The sequence below is a fragment of the Paenibacillus sp. GCM10012306 genome (assembly GCF_042649265.1).
Lineage (GTDB): Bacteria > Bacillota > Bacilli > Paenibacillales > Paenibacillaceae > Paenibacillus_AQ.
Genome location: NZ_JBHRYW010000006.1, coordinates 178,924 through 202,429, shown reverse-complemented (window position 1 = coordinate 202,429; position 23,506 = coordinate 178,924). Strand labels below are relative to the sequence as shown.

Below are 23,506 nucleotides of genomic sequence, written 5' to 3'. Positions count from 1 at the left end.
GTCACCTCACGATCTCACGCCGCCGGGCCCCGTCGGCGAAGCCGGCCCGATGTCCGCGCCGGTCCAGCAGCAGGGATACCGCCTCCAGATGATCCTCTATGATCTGCTTCTGCAGAGGATCACTACCGCCCGCCTTACGGCGGACTGAGTTCAGCTTCCCTACCTCCACTGTATGAGCCGTCTGCACCCGCAGGCCTGCTGTAACAGCAGCCGCATGAGCCAGCGGCGGACGAGATAGCAAACTACTGCCCAGCAATGCAAGCGCCCTGCGGCTCAAGGCATGCGGAACAGCAGTCATAGAGCTGCCTTTCAGGTCCGGGCGACCGAGTAGAAGGTTCAGAGCATGCTTGGAGAGCACCACTGGATGGGGCGTCGATTGGCGGACCGGACCGGAATAATCATTCAAGGCAATATCAGTGCCTTCGCTTACAGCCCGCACGAAAGGACGTAGTTTTGAAGCGGGTATAACAAAATCTCCGTCTAAGAACAGCAGGACTTCCCCCATAGCCGCCTCGGCTCCAACGCTGCGTCCGGCGTCATGGCCAAGTGGCTGTTCGTAGGAGATTACGCGGGCACCTGATGAGCTTGCCATTTCTGCCGTACGATCAGCAGAGCCGTTGACAATCACAATAACCTCACAGCGCGAATGAACCCCCCTGGCCTCAGAGATCACACCACGGATGGTCCGCTCTTCATTCATCGCCGGAATGATAACGGACACATAAGGCTCGGGATGATTAGCGGGAGGCACGGCCACAGCTTGCTGCACCGGACGGACCGTCCGCCGGCGAGCTTTGGAAGCCGGGCGCAACTGGCGTCGGACAGAGGAACGTTTGGGCTTCATACACATCCACCTTTCTTGCAGGGCTGATTCCCCGGGCTGAGGGTTACAACACAGTTTATGTCATCCGCCGTGTGGGGTAACGGCCAATGTCTCATTCGCACAGAAAACAGGACAAATGCCGCTTAGTGACAAAGGCCCGCCTTCTCGCCATTGTCACAGTGCCTGAATCTCTTGTAATGATGAAAAAAGCGCGGCCTAAAGGCCGCACTCATTGATGAGTGTATACAGTTGAAGTGGCTGTTTGTTTCCAATCTTTAATCGAAAGGAAGCTGATTAACAGGAGCTTTGGCCGGTGGAGAACCGATAGCAATCCAGGAAACGACACCGTAGAACTGGCTGGTCTCACGCAACCTAACTACCTCGATCACGGCCTCATGCAAGGACCGGCTCTTGAGAGAAGCATGGAAGAAAGGTTGATTGGTCATAGCCACAACAACATAGCCAGTGTGGCCGAAGCTCTCTTCGAAGGTCACCGTTACTTCAGCGCTTTCCGCATCCCCATTGAACATAAAAGCCGTCATGCCGAATTGCTGAAGGGCTTCACGCGACCCTGCTGTCTGCACCGGATTGAAGGAAAGATGTTCCGAATTGACTGCCCCAGAAGCCAGATGCTCTGTGCTAACCGCGCCGGGCGCAATATGATAGCCCAGCACACTCTCTTCCACCAGATGGCGGGACTCTACGGCGAAGGAGGCAATTTTACCGGAATCTACCGCCTCATCCTGCAGTTCCGTAGTCCCAACGGCTTCCGGAGACAACTGCAGTGTCCCTACACTACCGGGAAGCAGCTTGGTTCCGGGTATGCTGCCATCCGGCAGCAGCCCGCTGACATGCGTTTCCTCTGCTAAATGCTCAAGCTTAATAATGCCAGGGCGCAAATGCCGTTCTTCCACACTTTGCTCAGTCAGGTGCCCACCGGTTATGCTATCCGACTGCAAATGCTGCCCAGTTACTGCTCCCTCTGCCAGCTTCGCTCCCGTAATGCTGCCATCGGGCAGAAGATCGGACGTGTATACCTCCCCTGCCAAATGGGCAAGGGTGATATTTCCGGGTCTTATATGCCGTTCTTCCACACTTTGCTCAACCAGGTGCCTGCCGGTTATGCTATCCGACTGCAAATGCTGTCCTGTTACTGCTCCCTCTGCCAGCTTCGTTCCTGTAATGCTGCCATCAGGCAGAAGATCCGACGTGTATACCTCCTCTGCCAAATGTGCAAGGGTGATATTTCCGGGTCTTATATGCCGTTCTTCCACACTTTGCTCAGTCAGGTGCCCGCCGGTTATGCTATCACGCTGCAAATGCTGCCCAGTTACTGCTCCATCTGCCAGCTTCGCTCCCGTAATGCTACCATCAGGCAGAAGATCCGACGTGTATACCTCCTCTGCCAAATGTGCAAGGGTGATATTTCCGGGTCTTATATGCCGTTCTTCCACACTTTGCTCGGCCAGCTTCGCTTCTGTTATGCTGCCATCAGGCAAGAGATTGGACGTGTACATCTCCTCTGCCAAATGCTGAAGCTTTATAATTCCGGGTCTTAAATGACGCTCTTCCACACTTTGCTCTGCCAGCTTCACTCCTGTTATGCTGCTATCAGGCAGAAGATCAGACGTGTATACCTCCTCTGCCAAATGCGCAATGGTGACACTACCAGGACTTAAATGACGCTCTTCCACACTTTGTTCAGCCAGGTGTCTGCCGGTTATGCTATCAAACTGCATATGCTGGCCATTCACAGCTCCCTCTGCCAGCTTCGCTTCTGATATGCTGCCGTCAGGCAGGAGATCAGACGTGTACACCTCTTCTGTCAGATGCTCAAGCTTGATAATTCCGGGTCTTAAATGACGCTCTTCCACACTTTGTTCAGCCAGGTGTCTGCCGGTTATGCTATCAAACTGCACATGCTGGCCATTCACAGCTCCCTCTGCCAGCTTCGCTTCTGATATGCTGCCGTCAGGCAGGAGATCAGACGTGTACACCTCTTCTGTCAGATGCTCAAGCTTGATAATTCCGGGTCTTAAATGACGCTCTTCCACACTTTGCTCAGACAGGTGTCTACCGGTTATGCTATCAGACTGCACATGCTGGCCATTCACAGCTCCCTCTGCCAACTTCGCTTCTGTTATGCTGCCGTCAGGCAGGAGATCAGACGTGTACACCTCTTCTGTCAGATGCTCAAGCTTGATAATTCCGGCTCTTAAATGACGCTCTTCCACACTTTGTTCAGCCAGATGTCTGCCCGTTATGCTATCAGACTGCACATGCTGGCCATTCACAGTCCCCTCTGCCAGCTTCGCTTCTGTTATGCTGCCGTCAGGCAGGAGATCAGACGTGTACACCTCTTCTGTCAGATGCTCAAGCTTGATAATGCCGGGTCTTAAATGCCGCTCTTCCACACTTTGTTCAGCCAGATGTCTGCCGGTTATGCTATCAAACTGCACATGCTGTCCGTTCACAGCTCCCTCTGCCAGCTTCGACTCTGTTATGCTGCCATCTGACACGAGATCAGCCGTGTATACCTCTTCTGTCAGATGCTCAAGCTTGATAATTCCGGGTCTTAAATGACGCTCTTCCACACTTTGTTCAGCCAGATGTCTGCCGGTTATGCTATCAGACTGCAAATGCTGTCCATTCACAGCTCCCTCTGCCAGCTTCGCTTCTGTTATACTGCCATCAGGCACGAGATCAGCCGTGTATACCTCCTCTGCCAAATGCGCAAGGCTGATACTGCCAGAACGAATGTGACGGCTCTCTACGGTCTTTCCAGCCAAATGCCCGCCGTATACGCTGCCCTGCGCAAGATGCAATGACTTGACGGAACCCGCTCCCAGCTTTTCTCCAGTAATACTTCCGTCCACCAACAGTTCAGCTGTCCGTACCTCTTCAGCCAAATGCGCAAGCGTAATACTGTTTGGAAGGATGTGACGACTATTGACTGTCTTGTCTGCGATATGCTCACTATTCACACTGTTCGGGGCTAAATGGAGCGAATCTACAGAACTCTTCGCCAACTTTTCTCCAGTAACACTTCCGTCCACCAACAGCTCGGCGATCTGCACTTCTTCAGCCAGATGCGCAAGCGTGATACTGCCTGGGAGGATGTGGCGACTATCGACTGTTTCGTCTGCGATATGCTCACCATTTACACTACTCTGTGCAAGATGCAGTGACCCGACGGAACCCGCTGCCAGCTTTTCGCCAGTAATACTTCCGTCCACCAACAGCTCCGCTGTCCGCACTTCTTCCGCCAGATGTGCAAGCGTAATGCTGCCAGGTATGATGTGGCGGCTATCCACCGTCTCGTCTGCGATATGCCCACCATTTACACTACCCGAAGCTAGGTGGGGCGAATCTACAGAGCTTTCCGCCAGCTTTTCTCCAGTAATACTTCCGTCCACCAATAGTTCGGTCATCTGCACCTCTTCAGCCAAATGCGCAAGCCTGATACTGCCCGGGAGGATGTGTCGGCTATCGACTGTCTCTCCTGCCAGATGCTCACCGTATACACTGCCCAGCGCTAGTTGAGTGGAGCCTATGGAGTTCTCCGCCAGCTTCTCCCCAGTAATGCTGCGGTTTGGGAAAAACTCAGCTGTTCGCACTTCTTTAGCCAGATGCTGCATGGAGATGCTGCCAGGTATGATGTGACGGCTCTCTATCATCTCGCCAGCTAAATGCTCGCCATAAATACTACCAGGTGCAAGATGAAGAGAACCAACAGCATCCTGCGCCAGCTTTACCCCAGTAATACTGCCGTCAGGCAGGAGATCGGGAGTCCGTACTTCTCCGTCCAGATGAGCAAGCGTAATGCTGCCGGGACGAATATGATGGCTCTCTACCATCTCCCCGGCTAAATGTTCGCCATATACACTGCCCGGTGTAAGATGGAACGAGCCTACAGAGTCTTTTGCCAACTTTTCTCCAGTAATACTGCCATCGGGCAACAGCTCGGCTGTCCGCACTTCTTCCGCCAGATGCTCCATCGTGATGCTGCCAGGGAGGATGTGACGGTTTTCTACTGACTGATCGACCAAGTGTTCACCTTTTATACTCCCCGGTGTGAGATGGGGAGTGTTCACGGAACCTTCCGCGAGCTTCGCTCCGGTAATACTGCCGTCTGGCAACAGCTTAGCTGTTCGTGTCTCTTGCGCAAGATGCTCCAGCGTAATACTGCCGTACACGATATGGTGGCCTTCCACGGTATCCCCGGCTATATGTTCACCGTACACACTCTCCGGCGAGAGATGAAGGGGACCGATAGCGTTGTCTGCGAGCTTCTCTCCAGTAACACTTCCATCTGGTAGCAGTTCTGCTGTGCGCGCTTCCTTCGCTAAATGCTCCAGTGTAATCTCACCGAACTCGATATGGCGGCCTTTGACGGCACCGGAACCTAGATGACCTTCCTCCACGCTATTCGCTGCCAGGTGACCAGCATTCACCGAACCCTTCACTAGCTTACTGCTGTCGATGCTCCCATTCTGAAGCTGAATAGACGAAATAGCGTTCGGGATAATGTGTCCATTGCCGATGGATAGTGGGCGGATATGTGTTCCGCCAATGCTTCCGATAGACAGATGTTTGCCCTGTAAGGCACTGTCAGCGACCGCGCTTGACCCCACCACCCCTGGTGACAAATGCTCGGGAAGAACGGCACCCGCCGTCAGCTTGGATGAATCCACACTGGCGTCCGCCAGCTTGATTGAAGTGACCGATAAGTCACCCAGTTTATCCGTAGACACACTCTCCGGCGAGAGCTTAAGTGAAGTCACGGCATAATCGGCCAGATGGTGCGGCTGAACCGCTCCTGCGGACAAATGAATCTCCTTCACTGCACCAGAGGCCAGCTTGTCGCCCGATACTGCGCCGTGCTGCAGGGCTGTCTCTGTCACACTGTTGTCCCCAAGATGCCGGCGCTCTACCGCGCCCGGGGCCAGATGTTCGGCCTGCACTGCGGCGTTCTTTAAGACACGCCCGCTAATACTATCATCGGACAAATGCTTCTCTTCCACCGTACCCGGAGCGAGATGTTCCCCGCTGACTGCTTCCCTGGCGAGAGCATGACTGCCAACCGCACCAGCTGCCAATTTAGAGGCGGTAACCGCACTCTCCGCCAGCTTGCCTGAGGTAATGCTGAGTGGGCGAAGATGCTCCTGACCCACAGCTTCCAATGAAAGCTCTCCCCCTGTAACAGCACCAGGCGTAAGATGGAAGGTCTTCACTGCATCCTCCTGGATCTGCTCGGGCCCCACCGCATTCTCCGCCAGATGAGCATGCTCCACGCTCTCCCGCTGGATATGAATGGAGGATACAGACTGCGCGGCCAGCTGCGGACCGCGTATAGCCGACTTGGCGATGTGCCGGGTATTCACAGCTTCATCGGCCAGCTTGTGTGCCAGCACACTTTGGTCCGCGATTTTCGAAGCGGTGACCGACTGCTCCACAAGCTGGGCGGTGCCCACCGCTCCTTCCGCCAGCTTCACGAAGGAAATGCTTCGATCAGCCAGATGGCGACCAGTAATCTCCCCTTCGGCGATATGTTCCCCGCCGATGCTGTCTGGGCTGAGATGCGTGGCCCGCACCGCTTCCGTGCGGAGCTGACGAGATCCGATCGCACCATCAACCAGATGGGTGCTGTCGATGATCCCGGACTGGAGCTGCTCCTTGCCGATCAGCCCGCTGGCCAGCTGATCCCGACCGATGGCACCCGGGGCCAGATGCTGTGCCAGGATGACACTATCGCCAAGATGGTCACTTGTAATAATGCCCGGGGCCAGCTTGGCACCGGTGATTCCACCATCGGCAATCTGATCTTCTGCCACTGCGCCGTCCACAAGTTTCGAACGGTCAATGCTGCCATTGGCCAGATGACGGCTGGAAATGCTGCCGCTTCCTATTTTGTCAGCGGTAACGGCACCGTCTTCCAGCAAATCCGCTGTGATGATGAATTGGCTTAAATGACGGCTCTCAATCGAATGGTCGGCAATTTTGCCGCCGTCCATTACGCGATCGGCCAGCTTATCTGGACCGATACTGCCATTCTTCAGCTTTTCTGCGCCAATAGAATGGTCTAACAGCTTGCTTCCGGTCACGCTTCCTTCTGCCAAATGCTCACCCGAAACAGCTTCATGAGCAAGTTTGGAGGAGGTCACTGCCTTGTCCGCAATATTTATACTCTGTACGGCGTAATCCTGCAGCCAAGGGGTGCCAATAATGCCGTACTTGAGCTTGGAACCATCGATCGTGCGGGGAGCAATCTTGGCCCCGGTAACGGATGCATCGGAAAGATCATCTGTGTACACCGGCTGTAGACGCTCCTTCTCCGCCGGCTTCAAAACAGTGGGTTCCGCTCCTTGCCCCTTCTTTAGAGTCCCCTGGTTCTGAACTCCCTCTTCCCGCTGCTCTCCTGCAGGTGCAACATTTGGTACGGCCACCGCCGTTTCCGTTTCCGCCACCCCCACCGCACTAATCTGCAATGCCTGCTGTGCCTCTGCCTCTTCATTCGCCTCTGTGTTTTCAACCAGGCTCTCTTCCATTGAAGAAGCTTTTGGGCTTCGATCCAGCAGGCTCAATTCCTCGGTATTGGGATTATCTACGAAATAGGGTTTCTTTTTAGCAGAACGCGGCTGCTTTCTTGAGGTCCTCCTCACAAGCAGTCCCCTCCTTCCATCGAATGTATCTCCTAGGCATCATATGCAGTGAGGTAGGCGAATGACACCCTTCCATCTCCGTAAAAAAAGGGCATTTGCCGCCACGCATTCGTCCACCCTGACCGGGCCGTACAAACATACACTAAGGAGAGAAGCATATCGCCGTAAGCGACTGAAAATAACAGGAGGAACGATCATGGGGCAACAGCTCGTAGGAATACTGCTTAATGCCGCTATGCACCGGGGCGTTCCCCGGCTGAGAACGGGGCAGGAATCCCTTTCCAACTATGAGGAGGCAGCCGCTGTATACGGCCTGGTCCCATGCTTCCTGCGTCTGGATGAAATCGATACAGATTCGGGCTTCAGCGCCGCCTATATAAAAGAAAACCAAAGATACCGGAGAACCGTCATCCCCACACCCAGGGTCATTCATAACCGGGCAATCTATCATCAGAATAGTCCCAGCATGAAAAGGCTACTCCGCCATGGTCCAAGGGTCTTCAACGCCTGGAACCGTTATGGTAAAGACGAGATCCACACCCTCCTCCGGCAAAGCGCAGAGCTACGGGGCTTTCTGCCGGCTACGGCGCTTGGCCTGTCTGGGCTAAAGCTCATGATGAACCGCTTCCCCGATCTCATCCTGAAGCCGTGTCGGGGCAGTATTGGCAAAGGGGTCATGCGCATGATTCACCGGAATGCAGGGAACTGGACTTGGATCTACCACTCTGCCAGATCCCGGCGCTGGGTGAGCGTTCCTGTCAGCATAGATGCGCTGCCACGGGCGCTGCGAAGCCATCTGGCTGCCGTGCCTTATCTGGTTCAAGAGCGCATACCGCTGGCTGTCATCGGCCGCCGCCCGTTTGATCTGCGCGTCACCGTCCAGCGCGGCTGGGGCGGGGAATGGCAGGTCACCGGCATGTTCGCCAAGGTGGCCGCTCCCGGCGGCTTCGTCTCGAACATCGCCAGAGGCGGCGAAGCGCTCCATTCCAATGTCGCGCTGGAGAAGGCTTTCCCAGGCGAAGCCGCGGCCCATCTCCGCATGTCGGTGGGTACTCTTGGCCTTGCCGTTGTACGTTGGCTGGAACAAGGCCTACCGGAGCTCGCTGATGTGGGACTGGATATCGGCATCGCTGCGAACGGTCGTCTGTTCTTCATCGAGTGCAACGGGCGTGATCAACGCTACGGATTCCGCAAAGCCGGAATGGCCGAAACCTGGAAAGATAGCTACCGTCGGCCTATGGGCTATGCGCGTTTTCTGCTCGAAAACGGCAGCCAGCAGTAGAAGGTTGTTGATTTGTCTCCTATTCTATGTCAATATAATGCAGAGCGGTTACGGTCCGGGTTCGCCGGGCCGTACTGCTGTATTATGAAAGGGAGATGGGCATGGTTAAACAATTGCTGCGGCTTATGACCGAGCTGTCCTCACACAGATGGCTTTCGCAGGTGATGGGGGCCTTATCCCATAGCAGAGTCAGCCGTTTCTTTATTCCGGCATTTATTCGTTCTTACCGTATTCCAGCCGCTGAAGCGGAAAAGAATCCCGAAGAATATCGTACGCTGAATGAATTTTTCAGCAGACGACTGAAGCCCGGCATGCGTCCTATCGCTCCGGAGCCTAATGCGCTGGTAAGCCCTGTGGACGCGATGATTACCGCCATGGGAGACATTCAAGCCGGCACGATTATGAATGTAAAAGGCCAGGATTATAAACTGGAGGAATTACTGAATCATTCGCCTCACCTGGAGCTGTACAAAAAGGGATTTTTCTTTGTACTCTACCTAAGCCCCACCGACTATCACCGTATACATTCTCCGATTGCGGGACGCAAGATGGAGAGCGATTATATCCGTGGACGGGCCTATCCCGTCAATGAATTCGGCATGCGGAACATGAAAGGCGTACTGAGTCGCAATGAACGGCTTATCACCTATATTGCCGGAGAGTACGGCGAGACGGCAGTAGTCAAGGTAGGCGCAATGAATGTCAGTAGCATCCGCTACGCCGATGACAAGGCAGCTACGTGGGAAAAGGGCGGCGATCTAGCCTACTTTGAATTCGGTTCAACAGTCGTGCTGCTCACAGAAAATGACACCTTCTCACCGCGTCCCGGCCTGCGGGTCAACACCAAAGTGAAGATGGGTGAGCTGCTGGGCACGCTGCATTCCCCGCTGTAGAGGACATCGTGATATAACGGAGCAAGGGTATCTCCAGCCGCTTGAGAAGGCGACGAAGAGATACCCTTGTTTTGTAGAGAAACGAAGCCCCGTTTCTTTTAAGCAGCCAGCAGACGAAATTCCGTCTGCTGGCTTTTTTGATGCCAAGCTTATTTCACTGTTGTGCTTGTGATGCGGGCATAGTAATCCAACACATTCTTGATAATTACCGCTGCTTCCGCTCTTGTGGCCGGTGCAGTCGGGTTCATTTGACCGCCGGTACCGCCATTGATAATTCCAAGCTGTTTGAAGGCGTAAACGGCTTCTTTGGCGTATCCTGCAATGGAAGCATCATCCGGGAAGTCATGCCCGGTCACTTGCGGCAGCTCCACATTCAGCTTCTTCAGTGCGTTAAACGCGATGACACACAAGTCCTGACGGCTGATACTCTTATTAGGAGCAAAGAGGCCATTACCTATGCCGTTAATCAGATTGTTGGACGTTCCGATATCAACATAGTTTTTATACCAGGCCCCGCTCAGAACGTCAGTAAACGACTTCTGTTGGTCACCCAAGCTGAAATCAAAGCTCTTAACAACCATAGCCAGGAATTCTGCACGGTTCACTTGACCGCTCGGATCAAAGGTTCCGTCTGTGCGTCCGCCGATAATATTTTTCTCGGCCAAGGCTGCTACTGCAGCTTCCGCCCAGCTTGGGATCAATGAAGCATCTTTAAATTTGAGACTCAGCTCTTGTTTGATCTGCCCCGGTGTCTTGGAAGTTGTGCCTGTTGCCGATGGCTGCGGCTGTTGCTCTCCAGGCTTAACAATTTCTCCTGAAGCAGGTGGAGGAGTTGGAGTAGCCGGTGTGCTTGGGCCCGATCCGCCAGGCTGCTGTCCACCTCCGCCGGAACCGCCATCACCACCTGAGCTTCCGCCACTGTAAGGTCTGACTACCACTGTGATCTCTGCTTTCAGACCCTGCGGATTAGTTAAACCTTCAGGTATGATCAGACTACCTTTAATGATGTACGTTCCTGCCACATTGGCATGGTAACCATCACTGTTCCATTGTACGGCAACAGATTGTGTCTCGTCGTTATTCAAGGATACGGATACTGCCGCCGGCAGCTCCAGTTTCGCAAATTCGGTACCATAGACAACGCTTCTGCTCTCCAAGGTCTGAACAGCTTTGATTTCTGGCAGTTTCACGACCTCTGGCGAGACATAAACAGCAATGGAAGCTGTCAACTCATCTGGATTGAGGATTCCCTCACCCGGAATCAAAGTTCCGCTAAGGATGTAAAGCCCTTCCTTATGGCCATTATAGCTGTCTCTGCTCCATTGTACGGAAACGGCCTGGGTCTCACCATTATCCAATGTTACTGTCACTGAAGCTGGCAAATTCAAGCCTTCAAATTCAGTACCAAACGGTACATTCTTGCTTTCCAATTTCTGCACCGCTGTAATCTTGGCAGCATGCTTCACTTCCGGCAAGACATGGATGATGATGGAAGCTTTCAAGTCACTCGGATTGATAATTCCCTCTTCCAGCACCAGGGTACCGTTCAGGGTATACGATCCTGCTGCCTGACCGTTATAGCCTGCCGGACTCCATTCGATTGCAAGTGTCTTCGTGCCGTACGCATCCAGGGTTACTGTTGCAATAGGTGGCAAATCCAGCTTGTCAAAAGCGGTGCCATGTTCAACATTGCGGCTCTCCAGCTTCTCTACTTCCGTAATCTTGATAGGGTGAGTGCCTTCCGGAAGCACAACTACTGTGATGGAAACCGTATTGCCTGCACTGTTCAGTATGCCTTCCGGCAGCTCAAAAGTACCTGTGAAGGTATAATTGCCTGCTTTGCTGCCCTCATAATGACTGCTGTCCCAATGTACATTCAAAGGAATAACCTTATGGCTACCCAGTGTAGCTTCCACTGTCGCTGGTAGATTCAACTCTTCTGCTGCAGTACCGAATGGTACACTGAGCAGCTGTGGCTGGGAAATGGATACGATCTCTTTGGCCTGAAGATCTACCTTCCATTTGGCATAGAACACTGTGCTTGCGTTCAATACCGTCTGCGGTGTCAGTGCACTGCCTTCTCCTGCCTTATTATCGAACCAGCCCTCGAAGAGGTAATCTTCCCGTACCGGTGCCTGTGGCAGCGTTCCGAAGGCTTCTCCCTTAAGCGCCGCTACTTTGGTTGCCGCTGGTGCTTCTGGATAATTGAGATCGAAGGTAGCCTCAATCGGCTCGCCATAAATGAGTTCAATATACTGTAAATTGGCGTTCAGTCCGTTAAATCGCATATACACGTTTTGTTTTCCTGTTACTTTACTTCTGTCCAGGAAAGTTTCCGCTGTTACATAACGATCAATGTTGGTATTCCCCAGCGTTAGCTTGGTGCTGGCCATGCCATATCCGGTCCAGGCAGCGCCTGCTTTTTGCGCCAGAGTAATGCTGGCAAACTCATTTCCGTATTCAAAAGAGCCGCCACCACTATAGGCATCAGCATACGCTCTGCCTTGTGTAGTCGATCGTTTTACTGGTTTTCCCGTGTTGTCTGCCTCGGTATAGAATTTGAAAGATGGCGTAGAGCCGCCTTCACGGGAATACAACACTCTTATCTCCACAAGATTGGTCAACTCCACTTGACCGAAATAAACAAGGTCATTGGCGTTGACATAGCTCATGGCGTCCGTACCCGCTTCAAATCTGAATTGGGTATTGCCTGCATAGATCCATGGTGCGTTATATGCGTAGATTCGAGTACCGCTATCCACACTTTGAGTATCTTTTGGCGCAAGATTGACCGGCATGGACGAGGTGTTCAACTCTTCTATAGCCGCCTTCAGAGCAGCTATCGCCTCTAATACTACTTCGTCGTTGATCGGTTCGATAAGAACGGCCTTTATTTCGGCCAACACAGTATTGAATTTGAGCTTTTTGTATGAGGAATATGCAGTCATATCAATGTTCTCAGCAGCCTTGATTGCCGCATCCAACGCCGAAATGTCTACATTGTCCTGCTTTAGTTGAAAGGTTAGCCAGTTGATATCAATGCCAGCGCTTTCAAATACGATTCTAAGCGTATGCTCCCCTGCTGTCAGATGGACATCCGGGATTCTAAATGTTCTCCATTCCCCTTTGGTTGTAGTCAGGTCGAAGGTGCCCAGAAGCTTCTCGCCATCATAGACGCCAAAGGACATTTGAGCGACATCGGACTGGCTGGAGCGAAGACGTGAGGTGACTTTATACGTACCTTCTTTCTCCACATTTATTTTATAGGAAATCGCTTCACCCTTATTGGTATTGGTATAACATAATCCACCATCCACATCGTTACATGTGACAGGCGTGATTACCGGGGTGATGGAAGAGAACTCTGTTTCGGCTACTTTCAATTTCGTATTTTTCCCAATCTTCTTTACTGTCTGACCTACATTGCTATTAATTTTGACATAATCAAAATCGGCATAAAAAGGTTCTGTCAGCGTCTGACTTCCGTTAGAAGCCAGGAGTCCAAACTTCGGATTAGCATAATTTGCGGTCGTACTGCCAAGCGAAATATACTCGGTACCGTCCGCACTGACATAACCTGAATAGCTATTACCTATTTTTTTCAGACGCAAGAAGATTTCTTTCTTCTCACCGAAAATGTTGCTGAGCTGGCTGGCAGACAATTGGCCGATGGTCACAGGTGCTGTGCCTCCAGTTTCCTTGACCATACCGATGATTTTGCCAGAGCTGTATTCATACTTCACCCAAATGTAGTTATTGTTATCCTGTGAAGCTGTGATCCCTACACCGTTATAATTCTGATTCGGCGCTTTGCTCATATTGATCTTAACTGTAGCTTCCCAGTTGCCAAAGGCTTCCTGCTGGAAAAAGTTTTTCAAATCAGCATGATCGCTCCAGAAGTCGCCTCTTTCAGCAATGATTCTTAAAAATCCGGGAGCTGCGCTTAGCGACCAGTTCTTACTGTTCTCCCCGTTCGTTGGTGTTTCTTTGTTAATTGTCCAGAAGGGGCTTAATGTTGTGCTGTTGAATTCATCGCTCTGTGGTGTCGTCCCGAACTGAATCACATAAGTATTGCCCTGATCGGTACTGACACATTTGATCGTCACTCTCTTATTGGCTTCATCTACTGTAGCCTTCGCTTTGACGCCTGTATTCGTTTCAAAAGTAACCTCAGGCAACTTGGCTCCGCTAAGCAGGCCTACATCATAGCTGAATCTGGTCGGTGCAAAACCGTCAAGCGGCTTGCCATCGACCAAAATGCCCTTCAAATACGCATAGGTCGGATTCTCAAAAATCGGCTCCAGACCTTCTTCCGATGTAAAGATTACTTTGTAAATCCGTTTCTCTCCTCCAGCTGTCGCCGTTATTACAGCCGCCGGTCTGTTCTTGTCGGCTTGCTGTACAGTAACATTTACTCCGGCAGCAGCTGTAGCCTTCACTTCTGGATAGCTGCTGATTTCACTGTTCTCACCAAATGCTTTATAGTCCAGTTTGAGTGGATTGAATATTTTGATCTTCTTACCGCCTACCGTGATCCCGCTAAGCTGCGGATTTCCTAGTGGAGCCGCATCGACCCGGAACCAGTCTTTTCCCGGCGTATAATTGACCACATAATCAATCTTAGCTGTTCTGGCAAAGGCCGGAGATTTTATCAAGAAGTTCGTGATATTCTTGGCGGAACGCTGCAATTCTCCGAGTGTCAGGGAGCCATTACCAAGTGCTGTCATCGTATTGAAGGTACTGTTGTTCCGGTTCCTCTGTGTTTCTGCATAATCGTTCGGAATGACCATGTACAGATCGTTTTGGGCGCGGACCATCGCTTTACCGTTGGTTTCATCATAACGATTGGAGGTGGCGTAAAAGCCCTGATCCTCACTCGTCTTTGCCCACCAGTCTGTCATAACAATCCCATCAAAGCCCCATTCTCCACGCAGGATGGTAGTATTCAGATCATAGTTACTGGCAGCCCAAGTTCCGTTGACCGGTCCGTAGGATGTCATTATCGAGCGTGCCTTCCCGCTCTTGACCGCCATTTCATACCCTTTCAAATAAATCTCACGGAGCGCTCTTTCCGAGACACGTGCATTCACCAAATGTCTGTCTGTTTCCTGGTTATTGGCAGCGAAGTGCTTCAGGGTAGGCGCAGTACCATTCTTCTGAAGGCCTCTCGTCTGTGCAATAGCCATCGCGCCTGTCAGCAGCGGGTCCTCCGAAAAATACTCAAAGTTTCTTCCGTTCAGCGGACTTCTGTGAATATTAATCCCTGGTCCGAGCAGTGTGTCGATGTTATTCAGCAGCATTTCTTTGCCGAGCAGGTCGAATAATCTTTCGTTCAGCTCCGTGTTCCACGTACAGGCAAGCATCGTCCCGTTTGGAATACTGGTAGCCTTCTGTGCATTGGTCTCCATACGGATACCTGAAGGACCGTCAGCCGAACTGTCGATCGGAAGTCCAAGCTTCAGCAGATTTTTCGTCACCCCGCCAAACGCTGAGGCGGTACCAGCAGTAACTTTAGGACTGGACATTCCTTCCCCTAAAATGATAGATCCCAGATCATTGTTGGAAAATTGGGCGATGAATTGATCCATCGTTACTTTTTTATTGTAAACATCCAATAAGGTATAGCCCTTGTCCCCGCTCTGCGGAATGGCAGCAGGAAGATTCTGCTTAATTCGCTCTTCCAGGTTGATACTCCGTGTTGGTACTTTTTCATTAACGGTAGTAAAGGTTCCATCTCCCTTAGGGGTACCTGGTTTAATCCGGTCGAAATCCTTTGTCGGCGCGAGCGCTTCCTGCAAGGTTTCTACGACCTTCAACTCATTTAGTGTATACGTATTGACCTTTTTGCTGTCTCTTACGTTATTTCCTACATAAATGTTATAGTCTCCGGCTTCCAGAACGTAAGAGGAATCATGACCTGTTATACCACTATCATCATAGGAGGCCATATCTTTCGTATCGTAAGTAAGGGTTAGCGTCTGGGATTCACCAGGCTGAAGCAGCCGGGTCTTCGCAAAAGCAGCCAGTTCCTTGGTTGGCTTGCCAAGCTTGCCTTGTGGTGCACCATAATAAATCTGGACAACTTCCTTGCCTTCTACCTTGCCAGTGTTCTGAACCGTTACGTTGACGGCCACCTCTTTGTCATCAACTTTGACGCTATTTGTAGTCAGCTTGAAATCGGTATAGGACAATCCAAATCCAAACGGATAAAGTACTTTCTCAAGCGCAAAAGTCTCAAAGTAACGATAGCCGACATAAATGTCCTCTTTGTATAAATTCTCCGTTTTGCTGCCAAAGTTGGCGGTGGAAGGATAGTCCGCCAGCTTGGCGGCAATCGTATCGCTCAGCTTGCCGCTTGGCGTAACATCACCGGTCAACACGTCGGCTACGGCACTACCACCCTCCATCCCCCCTTGCCATGCATACAAGATAGCAGCGTTAGGATAGTTTGTGGCCCATGACATATCGATAACGTTCGCCACGTTCAAGACGATGGCCACCCGATCAAATTTGGCATACACCTTATTGAGCATATCAACTTCAATGCTTGTTAGCCGGTAGGCACCTTCAACATCTGTGTTGTCCTTGTCTTCACCGGCCGTTCTGCCGATAATGACCACAGCTGCGTCCGACTTGGCTTTTGCTGTGTTAACAATGTCGTCGGTTAAAGGCATTTCCGCCTGGGACCAAGGCTCGGCCGCCCATCCCCCACCACCATTATTGAAAGGATGTGTTTTGATCCATTCGGCGTAAATCTTCACCAGATCTTCATTCAATTTGAGACTGGGGTTATTCCGCAGTCCCTCCAGAATGCCATTCACATAATCTACCCGCACAGCCCCGCCCGAACCTGTACCGGACTTGTAGTAACTGGCTTGAATGCGGCCAAACACGGATACATTCTCACTCTTTTGAATAGGAAGCACTTGTTCATTGAGATTCACAGGGAGTCTATATTTCGGATTCTGCAGCAGTACAATCCCTTCAGCAGCTACTTCTCTTGAGACATCTGCCAATCCCGGCAGAACCTGAGCGGAAGCAGGTGTACTACTGATAGGCGTTAGGATTGAGGCTATCAGAATAAAGCAGAAAAATACTTTAAGTAAGCGGTTGCAATTTTTCCCCATTCTTATACACCATTCCTTTCATTTAAGGGATAGCTTAAGAGATACACTTGAATAGAACCTGGTCGGAGTCAGCAAAAAACGACACATTAATACACGAATATTCATTTATTATATTATGTGGGAGTATTTGTTAATCAGAGGAGTTGTTCCGAATCACCTCCAATATCACGGATTTATATTTGTTGAAACGAAGACCGGACCAAGACTCTCAGGCATCTGTTAGTGTGAGAATGTTCATTGATTCCCCCTTTGCTTGATTAGCTCATCTTGATAGTAGCATCAGAATTTTCATCCTAACATAGAAAATCCTCATCCGTTCCATGAATATCCTCATGTATCATTTGTTTTGCGCCGCTTTACCGCATAAAAAGGAGCTCCAAAGCCATGATATGGCTTACGGAACTCCCTTTGTTCTTACTATCAGCCTTACATCGGCATGCATGTTATCCCCGTTCGGCTACTCTGTAACCTTGCTCTGATTGGCAACCTCCTGGGCTTTGGCCTGCACTTCGGCTGGCTCTCCAAGATAGAAGCGACTGATCGGATTCACATTCTCATCCAGCTTGTAAACTAGCGGGACACCTGTAGGAATGTTCAAGTCAAGCAGGGCCGCCTCATCAATGTCTTCCATGTATTTGATCAACGCCCGCAACGTATTGCCGTGTGCAGAGATCAGCACCCGCTCCTTCTTGCGAATCAGCGGGACAATCCGGTTGTGCCAGAAATCACCGACCCGATGTACGGTATCTTCCAGACTCTCACCGCGCGGGATATCCTCCTCACGGAGATTTTGATAACGGATATCGCTCCGGGCATATCTTGGATCATCCGGCTCCAGCAGCGGTGGACGAACAGACAGACTGCGCCGCCAGATATGAAGCTGCTCCTCGCCGTATTTCACCGCCGTTTCACTCTTGCTAAGCCCTTGCAGCGCTCCGTAATGGCGCTCATTCAGCTTCCACGATTTCTGCACCGGAATCCACAGCAGATCCAATTCCTCCAGAATATAATGCAAGGTCTTAATGGAACGCTTCAAAACAGAGGCAAAGGCCAGATCGAACGTATACCCTGCTTCTCTAAGCAGCTTGCCTGCTTCTTTGGCCTCCTGGATTCCTTTCTCGGTCAAATCGGGATCGCTCCAGCCTGTGAACAGGTTCTGCCTATTATATTCACTCTCACCATGCCGTATTAACACAACCTCATACATTTCCCTCTCTCCTTTAGCCTGTGGTATCGTCATCCCCAAGGTCCTTATACAGCACCTCTGACAAAAGCGTACTTATCTTCCTTATACCCCGGTTACGTCCGAAGGATACGCTTCTATATTACAATTATACTCCGTTAACCATGGCACAAGTAGAAACGGCTTTTCCGTCCTCAAAGGGATGGTATCCGTTTCAGCGAGAAATATAAGAATGATTTAAAGTGTAAAACATATAAATTCACAAAAAACCGGCCGCCTGCCGGCACCGGTCCTCTGTAATTTCTTATATGCATTGTAATTAGCACCATACCCCGTGACCTCAGCGGATCTCGGAGGGGCTTTTTCCTGTATACTGCTTGAACTGGCGGCTGAAGAAGAAAATATCTCGGTATCCCAGCGCGTCCGCCACTTCGGTCACGTTCATCCCGGCATACAGCAGCAAATGCTGAGCCCGTTCAATCCGGGTACGGATGACATAGGACTGAACGGACGAGCCGGTCAGCTCCTTGAATTTAATAGAGAAATACCGCGGCGACAGTCCGGCACGGGCGGCAAGATCCTCCACACGGTGTGACAAACCAGGATGCTGGCTTACATAATTGGCTATCTCATGAATCACCTCAGCAAGCTGGTTGCTGACATGGCGCTCCACAGGCATGACCCGATCCTCACGCAGCAAGTGAATCATCAGTTGCTTCAGAATCAGTTGGCCCTCTGCCTCGGCAGCGAAGGTCTTCACGAGAAACAGCCGGACATAACGGGCCAGCAGATGCTCGAATTCAACGGTCTCCGTGAGCACGCGATAAGGCTGTGGAATCTCGGTTACATCTTCGGCTACATCGAAGTGAATGTATGTAAGCACGAGCGGTTTTTGCGGATTATGCGAAGCCACGGTATGGTCCCCAGGCCGGAACAGGAAGCAGCTCCCCTTGCCGATCTGAAAAGGAACCCCGTTGCGCTCCAACGTACCTTCCCCACTCCAGACATAGAATAAATCATAGTTTTGCAACGGCTTCTCTCGCTTCTGCCATTTCCAACCCGGTTCGCACACAATCTTCGCCAGGGCAGGCAGAATGACAAAAGAGGACGGCGATGCATGCAGCATAAATGTGACCTCCTGAAAGTTTAGTGCAGCTGTTCATCTTCCATCATACCTTGTCACGTGGTATTTTGCACATCAGTCCATGCCTGATGCAAACGACGAACGCCTTCCTCTATCGCGGGAAGATCCAAATGGGAAAAATAAAAGCAGGCCGCAGGGGCTCCCGGCATCACCCGGTACAGCCCGGCGTCCCTGAATCCTGCGCCGCGCCGGAGGGCCCCGGCGCGGAAAGCTTCGAACGCCTCGGCGCTGCCCAGCCAGCGGGCGTACACATGCAGGCCAGCATCGCCGGGCAGCGGCTCAAACAGGCCGCCCAGCTGCGATGCCAGCAAAGCGCGGAAGGCCCGCCCGCGCTCGCCGTAAATGCGGGTCATCCGCCGCAGATGGCGGCGGTACCCGCCGGTGTTCATGAACCGCGCCAGGGCCCGCTGCTCCAGCAGCCCTGCCGCCAGCGGTTCATAGAGGGCTTTGGCGGCTAGCGCAGGGCCAGCAAGCAGCTGCGGCAGCACGGCGTAGCCGAGCCGCAGGCCCGCGAACATCGTGTTGGAGAAGGAGCCGATGTAGATCACACGGTCTTCCCGGTCGAGCGCCTTCAAAGGCTCGATCGGCCGGCCTGTCCAGCGGAATTCGCTGTCATAGTCGTCCTCAATGATGACGGCATGATGACGCTGCGCCCAGTCCAGCAGCGCTCGCCGCCGCTCCAGTGGCAGCACAGCTCCCGTCGGGAACTGGCGGCTCGGCGTCACGAACAGCAGCCGGGCATTCCAGTCCTCCGGCACAAGGCCACTCTCATCAACCGTGCCGGGGATTAGCACTCCGCCGGTCACTTCCACCGCCCGGCGGATACCATTAAAGCCAGGGTCCTCCGCAACGGCAGGTGAGCCAGGGTCCAGCAGCAGTTGGGTCAGGAGAACGATGCCCTGCATCGAGCCGCTGAACAACACGATCTGCGCAGCCTCCGCGCGGATGCCACGCGTAATCCGCAGATGCGTGGCGATGGCCCGCCGTAAGCCTTCATCACCCTGCGGCGGGCCAGCGCTCTCCAGTAGCGTGCCGCCCTTGCCTCCGGCATAGGCGAGAGCGCTTTTCCATTCATTATAAGGAAAATGTACCATTTGCAGTCCCTTGCTGCTAAAATCGATGAAATCGTAATTAAAGTCTTCATAGCTCCGGACCGGAGCCGGGACGGCTGTCAGCCGCTCCCCCCAGGCCGAGAGCGGAAGATGAACAGGCCCACGACATTCCATACCCTCTGGAGCGGACCCTTCTGCAATGACCGAAGGTGGAAGGGTCCGCTCTTGAGCTGCCTGATGTGCTGTGGTGAAGATATCCTCCGACACAAACGTCCCCCGGCCGGTCTCCGCCTGAACATAGCCATCAGCCAGGAGCATTTCATACACTTGTGAAGCCGAGCCGCGGGACAAGTTGTACAATTCCGCCATTCGCCGCGTAGATGGCAGCCGGGTACCGCCTGGCAGCGTACCGTCCAGAATAGCTGCACGCAGAGCATGATAGAGTGCCAAATATTTATAGCGATGTAACGCCAGATACTGGTCGTAGGGCAGCGTAAGCTCCATAATCGGGACACTCCTTTCATTCAAGCAGCAATTGGACCATTAAAAATAATGTAAATCGGCACTTTTTTATTGTCAATTTTCATTCTATCCTGTAGAAACCAAGCCACACAAGGATCAGCAGGAGCGAACGCTCCGCAAATACAAGAACCAGAGGAGTGTTCAACATGCGCAGAAAAGAATTTCAGGTCGACAACGAGGAGGAGCTGCAAACCTTCCTGGACGGGATGAGCTTCGGCTTTCTCGGCACTACGGATGAGCAGGGACGGCCAAGAGTCACCCCGCTGAATTTTGTATACACAGATGGATGCTTTTATTTTCACGGCAGCCATGCCGGAGGCAAGATGGAGGCCATCCGCCGCCAGCAGCAGGTGTGCTTCACGGTCGCAGACGAGTACGCACTGATTCCCTCCTATTTCAGCGATCCGCATCTCGCCTGCCCGGCCACCGCCTATTTTAAAAGTGTAACAGCCTTCGGTACCGCTGAGTCGGTGAGTGATATTACTGAGAAGGCAACGATATTGTCCCTGTTTATGAAAAAACTCCAACCCGAGGGCGGTTATGACGAGATTGATGCGGCAGACCCACAGTATCGCGCCCGCCTGAAAGGCGTCGCTATTGTCCGTATTACGCCTGATGAAATGACTGCCAAATTCAAATTCGGGCAGAATCTCAAAGACAATGAACGGACAGAGGTAATCAGCGGTCTAGCAGAGCGGAGCGGAGAACGGGATGCAGAAACGATAGAAATGATGAAAAAGTTCTGTCCTTATCCACATGATTTATAAAGGAAGAGTTAAACTCCTCTCATGTTTTAGTCCAGTGGACAACGTATACTCGCCGGACTTGCTGAAATGCTTGGGTACTCAAGCATTTCTTTCCCGCGCCTGTCAGGGTAGTCCTAACAAGATGCTGCACCCTTATGAAATAAGGCCAAAAAAGAACTGTCCGTCTAGTGCGGACAGTTCTTTTTTCAAATCTAAAACAGGCTGCTGAAACCGCCTGAAATGTCGTAAAACTATTTGAAAAAAACGCGCTTTCCTCAGTGACGGCGGCATTTCGCGATGATATAATGTTAGGCAATGTTAACCGTATCTATCCCCAAGATAACCCGGAAGGATGAAACTGATGAATTCATTGGCTGCACAATTGAACGAAAGTATCAAAGCCGGAAATGAACATGTCTACGAGATGCTCTCTACCCTTGGCAAGGAAATTTATTTCCCCAAAGAAGGGATTCTGAGCCAATCTGCGGAAGCTGGTGCTCATGCCAAGAAGTACAACGCTACGATCGGCATTGCCACTGAAGGCGGCGTACCTATGCACCTTGGCGTCATTCAAGATAAACTCTCTGCCTTCAGCCCCAAGGATCTTTACAGCTATGCTCCTCCGGCAGGCAAACCGGAGCTGCGTACTGCGTGGCGTGAGAAAATGCTGCTCGAGAATCCGTCGCTGGAAGGCAAGTCCTTCAGCAATCCTGTTGTGACCAACGCCCTCACCCATGGGCTTAGCATTGTGGCCGATCTGTTCGCAGAGCCGGGCGATGCCGTCATCTATCCGGATAAGAACTGGGAGAATTATGAGCTAACCTTTGGCATTCGTCGTCATGCCGAGACCGTTAACTATCCGCTCTTCACGGACGAAATGACCTTCAACAGCGCTGGCCTGCTCGATGCACTGCTCGCTCAGAAAGAACGCGGCAAAGCGATTGTGCTGCTCAACTTCCCGAACAACCCTACAGGATACACCCCAGGTCTTCAAGAAGGCGAAGAGATTGTCGCAGCCATTCTTCGTGCAGCCGAGGAAGGTATTAACGTTGTTGTGGTTAGTGATGATGCATATTTCGGATTGTTCTTCGAGGATTCACTTAAGGAATCCCTGTTCGGCAAGCTGGCCAGCCTGCATCCACGTGTACTGGCCGTGAAGGTGGACGGAGCAACGAAGGAAGAATTCGTCTGGGGCTTCCGTGTGGGCTTCATCACCTTTGCTTCGGAGAACAAAGATTTACTGTCTGCACTGGAGCAGAAGACACTCGGTATTATCCGTGCTACGATCTCTAGCGGAGCCCATCCGTCGCAGACCTTCGTGCTAGATGCGCTGAAGGCACCGGAATTCTCCGCCCAGAAGGAAGAGAAGTTCCAAATCATGAAAGGCCGCGCCAATAAAGTGAAATCACTGCTGGACAGCGGCAAATACGGGGAAGATGTCTGGACCTACTATCCATTCAACTCCGGCTATTTCATGTGTCTGAAGCTGAAGACCGTCTCTGCGGAAGCGCTGCGACTACACCTCATTCACCAATATGGACTTGGCACGATAGCACTCGGTGAAACCGATCTGCGCATTGCCTTCTCCTGTATTGAAGAAGAGTATCTGGAAGACCTGTTTGATCTGGTCTATGCAGGCGTTCGTGATCTTGAAAAAGCTTGATTTCACTCATTTTTCATCCATTATCAGTCCCGACTCGGTTCGGGGCTGATTTTTTTATCATTCTTTCCGGCATTGGCCTATACACGCCATCCCCTCCACACATACAATACCGTGTACTCAAGTACAACACACTTACACGCGGAAGGGGAATGAACATGAGCGAAGAAGTTAGAGGCGGATACGGATACGGCGGTGGATTCACAAGTACTGGCGCCATTTTGGTTCTCTTTATCCTGCTGGTTATCATCAGCCGTTCACTCTTTATCTAAGTTGAACTGACAATTTCAAGAAGAGTGCCTCTGCGCTCTTCTTATTCTGTTAGTCTCTCATCACATCTTATCCACCTCAGGTCACAGAGATAGTTATCCTTTGCAGCAGCAACAGTATTGAAAAAACGCCTTGACGAAAG

The 23,506-nt window shown here is 51.8% G+C and carries 11 protein-coding genes; 5 read left to right on the top strand and 6 right to left on the bottom strand.

Features of this window, described 5'->3' with window-relative positions:
• Position 1: 1 nt before the first annotated feature.
• Together ACFORK_RS15330 and ACFORK_RS15325 are read right to left on the bottom strand one after the other, a co-directional pair.
• Complete coding sequence (locus ACFORK_RS15330; RefSeq protein WP_379200323.1) at positions 2-844, bottom strand: glycosyltransferase family 2 protein; 843 nt, start codon at positions 842-844, stop codon at positions 2-4.
• A gap of 254 nt (positions 845-1,098) precedes the next feature.
• On the bottom strand, positions 1,099-7,485 hold the full coding sequence (locus ACFORK_RS15325) for a WIAG-tail domain (protein ID WP_379200321.1): 6,387 nt from the start codon (positions 7,483-7,485) through the stop codon (positions 1,099-1,101).
• A gap of 196 nt (positions 7,486-7,681) precedes the next feature.
• On the opposite strand from ACFORK_RS15325, the gene ACFORK_RS15320 reads away from it, so the two are divergent.
• Together ACFORK_RS15320 and asd are read left to right on the top strand one after the other, a co-directional pair.
• Positions 7,682-8,767, top strand: a complete 1,086-nt coding sequence (locus ACFORK_RS15320; RefSeq protein ID WP_379200319.1) for a YheC/YheD family endospore coat-associated protein — start codon at positions 7,682-7,684, stop codon at positions 8,765-8,767.
• A gap of 101 nt (positions 8,768-8,868) precedes the next feature.
• Complete coding sequence (gene asd / locus ACFORK_RS15315; RefSeq protein ID WP_379200317.1) at positions 8,869-9,660, top strand: archaetidylserine decarboxylase; 792 nt, start codon at positions 8,869-8,871, stop codon at positions 9,658-9,660.
• Positions 9,661-9,809: 149 nt separating this feature from the next.
• Here asd and ACFORK_RS15310 read toward each other — a convergent pair whose 3' ends face one another.
• From ACFORK_RS15310 to pdxR, 4 genes are all read right to left on the bottom strand, one after another.
• Positions 9,810-16,787 carry a glycoside hydrolase family 3 C-terminal domain-containing protein gene (locus tag ACFORK_RS15310; protein WP_379200315.1) on the bottom strand — a complete coding sequence of 2,326 codons (6,978 nt, stop codon included), beginning with the start codon at positions 16,785-16,787 and terminating at the stop codon, positions 9,810-9,812.
• A gap of 457 nt (positions 16,788-17,244) precedes the next feature.
• Positions 17,245-17,994, bottom strand: coding sequence for a 2,3-diphosphoglycerate-dependent phosphoglycerate mutase (gene gpmA, locus ACFORK_RS15305; RefSeq protein WP_379200313.1), 750 nt, complete (start codon positions 17,992-17,994; stop codon positions 17,245-17,247).
• Positions 17,995-18,310: 316 nt separating this feature from the next.
• Entirely contained in the window at positions 18,311-19,096 is a 786-nt protein-coding gene (locus ACFORK_RS15300; protein ID WP_379200311.1) for a helix-turn-helix domain-containing protein, read from the bottom strand.
• 53 nt (positions 19,097-19,149) lie between these two features.
• A complete protein-coding gene (gene pdxR / locus ACFORK_RS15295) occupies positions 19,150-20,670 on the bottom strand; it encodes a MocR-like pyridoxine biosynthesis transcription factor PdxR (RefSeq protein ID WP_379200607.1) in 1,521 nt (506 codons plus the stop codon).
• 164 nt (positions 20,671-20,834) lie between these two features.
• Here pdxR and ACFORK_RS15290 point away from each other — a divergent pair, with 164 nt between their 5' ends.
• The 3 genes from ACFORK_RS15290 (at position 20,835) to ACFORK_RS15280 (ending at position 23,366) form a co-directional block, all read left to right on the top strand.
• Positions 20,835-21,455: a pyridoxamine 5'-phosphate oxidase family protein gene (locus ACFORK_RS15290; protein WP_379200309.1), complete on the top strand. Its 621-nt coding sequence runs from the start codon at positions 20,835-20,837 to the stop codon at positions 21,453-21,455.
• Between the two features lie 340 nt (positions 21,456-21,795).
• Positions 21,796-23,097 carry an aminotransferase class I/II-fold pyridoxal phosphate-dependent enzyme gene (locus ACFORK_RS15285; RefSeq protein ID WP_379200307.1) on the top strand — a complete coding sequence of 434 codons (1,302 nt, stop codon included), beginning with the start codon at positions 21,796-21,798 and terminating at the stop codon, positions 23,095-23,097.
• Between the two features lie 155 nt (positions 23,098-23,252).
• The gene (locus tag ACFORK_RS15280) at positions 23,253-23,366 is read left to right on the top strand and encodes a YjcZ family sporulation protein (protein ID WP_379200305.1); all 114 of its coding nucleotides are present in this window, start codon (positions 23,253-23,255) and stop codon (positions 23,364-23,366) included.
• Positions 23,367-23,506: the final 140 nt, after the last annotated feature.